We start from the raw sequence: 6,802 nt of genomic DNA, 5'->3' as shown, positions 1-6,802 counted from the left end.
CTTCTAGGCATGTCGGGGTGGCGGAGCCCACCGCCGCTCCCGGCCGTGGGCTCCGCCACCCCGACATGCCTAGAAGGGCGCAGATCAATGATGATCCGTAGCAGAAGGTCCCGCACCGCGATCGCCGCGACAGCGGTGCTCATCTCGCTCGCCGCCGCCGGCTGCTCCAAGAACTCCGGCAGCTCCTCCAGCCAGGCCGGAGCCGGCTCGGCGAGCCCCAGCGCGGCCCCGGTCGCCCTGTCCGGGTCGGTCACCTTCAACCAGACGAGCCTGGCCAAGCTCGACGCGGCGCTGAAGTCCGATCTGGCCGGCAAGGACCTGTCCAAGGTCGACATCGCGATGGTAGTGAACGTGGCCGCCGACTACTGGAAGGCGGGCCAGGTCGGCTTCCTCAAGGGCTGCTCCGACCTCGGCATCGCGAAGAGCAAGTGCACCTACTTCGCCCCGCCCAACGGCAAGTTGACGGAGCAGAACTCGGAACTGGAGACCCTGCGCTCGCAGGGCGTCACCGGTTACTCGATCTCCGCGATCGACCCGACCTCCGCCGCCGGGACCATCCACACCGACGTGCAGAAGGGCATCGACGTCCTGGCGATCGACTCGCCGCTGCCGGGCACCGACGCCGCCTCGCTCTACCTGGGCACCCCGAACTACACCGCCGGCTTCCAGGCGGGCACCGCGATGAAGCAGGTGCTCGGCGGCAAGGGCAAGGTGGCGATCCTGGTCGGCTCGCTCACCGCGTCGAACGCCACCCAGCGCATCGCGGGCTTCGAGGCCGCCCTCAAGGGCACCCAGATCACGGTCGCGCAGAAGGTCAACGACAACCTCCAGGCCAGCACGGCGACTTCGGACGCCGAGACCATCCTGGCCAACAACCCCGATGTGAACGGCCTGTACGGGGTGTACTCCTACGACGGTCCCGCGCTCGCGCAGGCCGTCACCTCGGCGGGCAAGACCGCATCCGTGCACATCGTCTCCGACGACTCCGACGCCCAGACGCTGAAGTTCATCCAATCCGGCGTGATCTCCGGAACCGTCGTGCAGATGCCGTACCAGCAGGGCTACACCGGGGCCTACCTCCTGGCCGCGGAGAAGGTGCTGGGCAAGGCCAAGACGATGGCGATCGTCAAGCCGTACCTGGAGAAGGACGGCTCGACCCTGAGCTCCGGCGTGGGCCTGGTCACCAAGTCCGACCTCAGCGCCTACCAGTCCCTCGAGTCGCAGCTCGGGATCGGCTGAGCATGACGGCCACCGAGAACGCCCCGAGCCGCGCGATCACCGCGCGGCTGCGGGGAGTCCACAAGTCCTACGGGCCGGTCCGCGTCCTCGACCTGCCCGAACTCGACCTGTACGCCGGCCAGGTGATCGGCGTGGTGGGCGAGAACGGCGCCGGAAAGTCCACGCTGATGGGGACGCTGGCCGGCTCGGTCCACCGGGACGGCGGCGAGATCCTGGTCGACGGCCGACCCCTCGTCGCGGGGTCCACCGAAGCGGCCGCACAGCTCGGCATCGCCATGGTCTCGCAGGAGTTCCCGCTGGTCGGACAGCTGTCGGTGGCGGAGAACCTGCTGCTGGGCCGCCGGCCGCGCAAGTCGAAGCGGCGGCTGCTCGTGGACCGTGCGGCACAGCGGGCCGAGGCCGAGGCGATGCTGGCGGAGATCGGCCTGTCCGCCAGGACGATCCCGGTCAGCCGAGAGGTGCGCACCCTTCCGGTGCCGACCCGGCAGATGATCGAGATCGCCAAGGCCTGGGGCCGCGAACCCAAGCTGCTGATCCTCGACGAACCGACCTCCTCCCTGGGCCCGGTCGAGGCCGAGATGGTCCTGGGCCTGGCCCGGCAACTCGCCGAACGCGGAGGCACGGTGCTGTTCATCGGGCACCGTCTGGACGAGGTCCGCGACATCAGCGACCGCGTCCTGGTGCTGCGCAACGGCAAGCTGGTGGCCGACCTCGAACCGGCCGAGGCCACCGAGGAACGGCTGATCCGGGAGATGGTGGGCGGCGAGGTCGCCCAGGGCGAGCCGAAGGCACCGCCCGCGACCAGCCCCGTCCTGCTGCGGGTCGAGGGCCTGACCGCGGACGGACTGGGACCCGTCGACCTGGAGGTGCGCGAGGGAGAGATCCTCGGCGTCGCCGGGCTCATGGGCTCCGGCCGCAGCCGCCTCGTCCACACCATCGCCGGCGCGCAGCCCTCCACGGGCGGCCGGATGCTGCTGGGCGGCGAGTCCTACCACCCGCGCGGCGCGGGCGACGGCGTGGCGGCCGGGATCGCCCTGATCCCCGAGGACCGCAAGGAACAGTCCCTCGTACTGTTCGCGTCGATCCGCTCCAACGTCCTCGTCTCCGTGCTCAAACGGATCAGCACCCGGGGCCTGCTCGGCCCGGGACGCGAGCGCGCCGAGGCCCGGAAGATCGCCGAGAACGTCAACGTCCGGATGCAGTCGGTGGAGCAGCCGATCGGCTCCCTGTCCGGAGGCAACCAGCAGCGCGCCATCTTCGGCCGCGCCTTCGCCGCCGAACCGCGCCTGCTCCTGCTCGACGAGCCCACCCGCGGCGTGGACGTGGGCGCGAAGGCCGAGATCTACAAGCTGATCGACCGGGCCGCCGAACAGGGCATGGCGGTGGTGGCCGCCTCCTCCGAACTGGAGGAACTGCTGTGGATCTGCCACCGCATCGCGGTGATGAACCACGGCCGGGTCGTCACGGTCATCGACCGGGCCGACGCCACCAAGGAACGGATCATGACGGCCGCGGCCGGCACGTCCGCGCTCGAGCGGAAAACGCCCGACCAGGAAGAACTGACGAACGGAGCCACAGCATGAGCGCGCAGAGCACGCTCGCACCCGAGGAGGCCGCGCCCAAGTCGCGCCCGGCCGCAGCGACTCTCGCCCGTAAGCTCGCCGCTTCTCCGGAGGCCGGAGTCATCATCGCCTGCGTGCTGGTGTTCGTCGGGATCGCGGCCAACGCCGACACCTACACCGCGGTGGGCAACCTCCAGGTGATGGGGCGCGACCTGGCGCAGGTCGGCATCCTCGCCATCGGCGAGTCGCTGGTCATCCTCACCGGCGGCATCGACCTGTCGGTGGGCGCGCTGGCCGGCCTGGCCGGCATCCTCGCCGCCTGGATGAACGTCAACGAGGGCATGCCCGCGCCCCTGGCGATCCTTCTCACGCTGGTGATCACGGCCTGCGTCGGCCTGTGGCACGGCATCATGGTCACCCGCCTCAACGTGCCGCCGTTCGTGATCACCCTGGTCACCTACACCGTCGCGCAGGGCATGGCGCTCGCTATCACCAGCGGCTCGCCCATCAACAACCTCGACCCGATGTTCAGCAACCTCAGCCAGTACTACATCGGCCAGATCCCGGTCCCCGCCCTGTTCTTCGTCGGCGCCGCCGCCGTCGCCTGGTTCGTCCTCGAACGCACCTACGTGGGCCGCCAGATCTACGCGGTCGGCGGCAACAAGGAAGCCGCCCGCCTCGCGGGCATCCCGACCGCCCGCCGCATCACCTCCACCTACATCGCCAGCGCCGTACTCGCCGGCGTGGTCGGCATCCTGGTGATCGGCCGTATGAACGTGGCCGATCCCTCGGTCGGCGCGGGCTGGGAACTGACCGCGATCGCCGCCGCGGTGGTCGGCGGGATGTCCCTCTCCGGCGGCGAGGGCCGCATCGCCGGCATCGCGGCCGGCGCGATCCTGCTGGAGTTCATCACCAACGGCCTGCTCGCACTCAAGGTCAGCCCGTACGACCAGCAGGTCGTCCAGGGGGCGGTGCTCGGCGTCGCCATCCTGCTCGACCGGGTGCGCGCCCGCTACTTCGGCAGAAGCCGGAGCTGAGCACCGACACGCCGGTCGACTCGCCCCCTACGACGCGGTCGCCCTCCCGGCGCCTTCAGGAACTCGAACGACGGTCGACATATCGAATACGCCTGTACAGAGGAGGAGGCTGATGGTGAACAACGGGGACGAGACATCCGGAAACCCGGAACCCTGTGTCGTGGGTGTCGACTTCGGAACCCTGTCGGGCCGTGCCGTGGTGGTCCGGGTGCGTGACGGTGCGGAGCTGGCGTCGGCGGAGCACGCGTACCGGCATGCGGTTGTGGACCGTGAGCTGCCGGACGGGACGCGGTTGCCTCCGGACTGGGCGCTGCAGGTGCCCTCGGACTATCTGGAGGTGCTGCGCCATGCGGTGCCGGAGGCGCTGACCGCTGCCGGTGTGCGGCCGGGGCAGGTGATCGGTATCGGCACGGATTTCACGGCGTGCACGGTGTTGCCGGTGCTGGCGGACGGGACGCCGCTGTGTGAGCTGCCGGAGTACGCGGCTCGTCCGCATGCCTATGTGAAGCTGTGGCGGCATCATGCCGCGCAGGGGCAGGCCGACCGGATCAACGCGCTGGCCGTGGAGCGCAAGGAGCCGTGGCTGGAGCGCTACGGCGGGAAGATCTCCTCGGAGTGGGAGTTCGCCAAAGCCCTCCAGGTCCTGGAGGAGGATCCGGAGGTCTACCGGCGCATGGAGCGCTGGGTGGAGGCGGCGGACTGGATCGTGTGGCGGCTGTGCGGGGCTTACGTCCGCAACGCGTGTACCGCCGGCTACAAGGGCCAGTACCAGGACGGCACTTACCCGTCCCGTACCTACCTCGGCGCGCTCAACCCCGGCTTCGCGGGTTTCGTCACCGACAAACTGGAGCACCCGATCGGCCAACTCGGCGATGCGGCGGGCGTGTTGACGGCGGAGGCGGCGGCCTGGACGGGGCTGCCGGAGGGCATCGCGGTGTGTGTCGGCAACGTGGACGCCCATGTCACCGCACCCGCCGCCGGAGCGGTGGAACCAGGTCAGATGGTCGCCATCATGGGCACCTCGACCTGCCATGTGATGAGTTCCGACCAGCACGGTGTGGTGCCGGGCATGTGCGGGGTGGTGGACGGCGGCATCCTGCCGGGCCTGTGGGGCTACGAGGCCGGACAGAGCGGGGTCGGGGACATCTTCGCCTGGTCCGTGCGCACCGGGTTCCCCGCCGGGTACGCCGAGCGGGCCGCTGCGGCCGGCCAGGACCCGCACGAGTACCTGACCGGTCTCGCGGCCGGGCAGAAGGTCGGCGAACACGGCCTGATCGCCTTGGACTGGCACAGCGGCAACCGCTCCGTCCTGGTCGACCACGAACTCAGCGGTGTCATCGTGGGCCAGACCCTGTCGACCCGACCGGAGGATGTCTACCGGGCGTTGCTGGAGGCCACCGCGTTCGGCACCCGCACGATCATCGAGGCTTTCGAGCAGTCCGGGGTGCCGGTCGACGAGCTGATCATCGCGGGCGGTCTGACGAAGAACGCCCTGCTCATGCAGATCTACGCCGATGTCACCCGCCGCCCTTTGAGCATCATCGGCTCCGCCCAGGGGCCCGCGCTGGGGGCGGCCATGCACGCCGCGGTCGCGGTCGGGGCGTATCCGGACATCCGTGCCGCGGCTCACGCCATGGGCAAGGTGCAGCGCCACGTGTACCAGCCCGACCCGGACCGGGCTGTGGCCTACGACCGCCTCTACGCCGAATACCGGCTGCTGCACGACTACTTCGGGCGCGGTGCCAACGACGTCATGCACCGCCTGCGCCGCATCCGCGCCGCCGCCCTGTGAAAGGACCTTCCATGACGACCCATGCTCAGCCCTACGACAGCCAGGAGATCTGGTTCCTGACCGGCAGCCAGCACCTGTACGGGGAGGAGACCCTGGCGCAGGTGGCCCAGCAGTCCCGGCAGATCGCCGAACGCCTCGACGCGGCCGATCAGATCCCGCTGCGGATCGTGTCGAAGCCGGTCCTGACCGACGCGGAGTCGATCCGGCGGACGTGCCAGGAGGCCACGGTCTCCGACACCTGCGTCGGCGTGATCGTGTGGATGCACACGTTCTCCCCGGCCAAGATGTGGATCGCCGGCCTGAGCGCGCTGGATAGGCCGGTGCTGCACCTGCACACCCAGTACAACCTGTCGCTGCCCTGGTCGAGCATCGACATGGACTTCATGAACCTCAACCAGGCCGCCCACGGCGACCGCGAGTTCGCCCACATCGAGGCCCGCCTCGGCGTCAACCGGAAGATCGTCGCCGGGCATGCCACCGATCCCCGGGTCATCAGACGCGTCGCCGCCTGGGCGCGGGCCGCCGCAGGACGGCATGCGGCCCGGACGCTGCGGCTGGCGCGGTTCGGGGACAACATGCGCGAGGTGGCGGTCACCGAGGGCGACAAGGTCGAGGCCCAGCTGCGGTTCGGCTACTCCGTCAACACCTACGCCGTCAACGACCTGGTCGCCGTCGTCGACGCCGTCGAGGCCAAGGCGGCGGCCGCACTGGCCGAGGAGTACGTGGAGTCCTACGACGTGGTCCCGGCGCTGCGTCCGGGCGGCATCCGCCACGACGCCCTGCTGTATGCCGCCCGGCAGGAGCTGGGCCTGCGCGCCTTCCTCACCGAGGGCGGCTTCACCGCCTTCACCACCAACTTCGAAGACCTCGGCGGCCTGCGCCAGCTGCCCGGCCTCGCGGTGCAACGCCTGATGGCCGACGGCTACGGCTTCGGCGGCGAGGGCGACTGGAAGACCGCCGCGCTGCTGCGCACCCTGAAGGTCATCGGCCACCAACAGCCCGGCGGGACCTCCTTCATGGAGGACTACACCTACCACCTCGGCCCCGGCGAGCCGCGCATCCTGGGCGCCCACATGCTGGAGGTGTGCCCCTCCATCGCGGCCGCCCGCCCCAGCTGCGAGATCCACCCCCTGTCCATCGGCGGCCGTGAGGATCCCGTCCGCCTGGTCTTC

The 6,802-nt window shown here is 70.2% G+C and carries 5 protein-coding genes; all 5 read left to right on the top strand.

Annotation, left to right across the window (positions count from 1 at the left end; translation table 11 throughout):
• Nucleotides 1–87 precede the first annotated feature (87 nt).
• Nucleotides 88–1,239, top strand: a complete 1,152-nt coding sequence (locus GRC12_RS40240; RefSeq protein ID WP_244374508.1) for a substrate-binding domain-containing protein — start codon at nt 88–90, stop codon at nt 1,237–1,239.
• A gap of 2 nt (nt 1,240–1,241) precedes the next feature.
• On the top strand, nt 1,242–2,822 hold the full coding sequence (locus GRC12_RS40235) for a sugar ABC transporter ATP-binding protein (RefSeq protein ID WP_208785411.1): 1,581 nt from the start codon (nt 1,242–1,244) through the stop codon (nt 2,820–2,822).
• Entirely contained in the window at nt 2,819–3,838 is a 1,020-nt protein-coding gene (locus GRC12_RS40230; RefSeq protein ID WP_208785410.1) for an ABC transporter permease, read from the top strand. The genes GRC12_RS40235 and GRC12_RS40230 overlap by 4 nt, the downstream gene beginning before the upstream one ends.
• A 112-nt stretch (nt 3,839–3,950) precedes the next feature.
• On the top strand, nt 3,951–5,630 hold the full coding sequence (araB, locus tag GRC12_RS40225; RefSeq protein ID WP_208785409.1) for a ribulokinase: 1,680 nt from the start codon (nt 3,951–3,953) through the stop codon (nt 5,628–5,630).
• An 11-nt stretch (nt 5,631–5,641) separates the two neighbouring features.
• The coding region (gene araA, locus GRC12_RS40220) for an L-arabinose isomerase (protein ID WP_208785408.1) at nt 5,642–6,802 on the top strand (1,161 nt) is incomplete at its 3' end.

The sequence above is a fragment of the Streptomyces griseorubiginosus genome, from assembly GCF_017614965.1.
Lineage (GTDB): Bacteria > Actinomycetota > Actinomycetes > Streptomycetales > Streptomycetaceae > Streptomyces > Streptomyces griseorubiginosus_B.
This window is presented reverse-complemented; position numbering and strand designations above follow the sequence as displayed.

What these genes read in the sequence shown, in the direction of transcription:
- araB (WP_208785409.1), top strand. Translation starts at nt 3,951, where the DNA reads ATGGTGAACAACGGGGACGAGACATCCGGAAACCCGGAACCCTGTGTC.
- GRC12_RS40235 (WP_208785411.1), top strand. Translation starts at nt 1,242, where the DNA reads ATGACGGCCACCGAGAACGCCCCGAGCCGCGCGATCACCGCGCGGCTG.
- GRC12_RS40240 (WP_244374508.1), top strand. Translation starts at nt 88, where the DNA reads ATGATGATCCGTAGCAGAAGGTCCCGCACCGCGATCGCCGCGACAGCG.
- GRC12_RS40230 (WP_208785410.1), top strand. Translation starts at nt 2,819, where the DNA reads ATGAGCGCGCAGAGCACGCTCGCACCCGAGGAGGCCGCGCCCAAGTCG.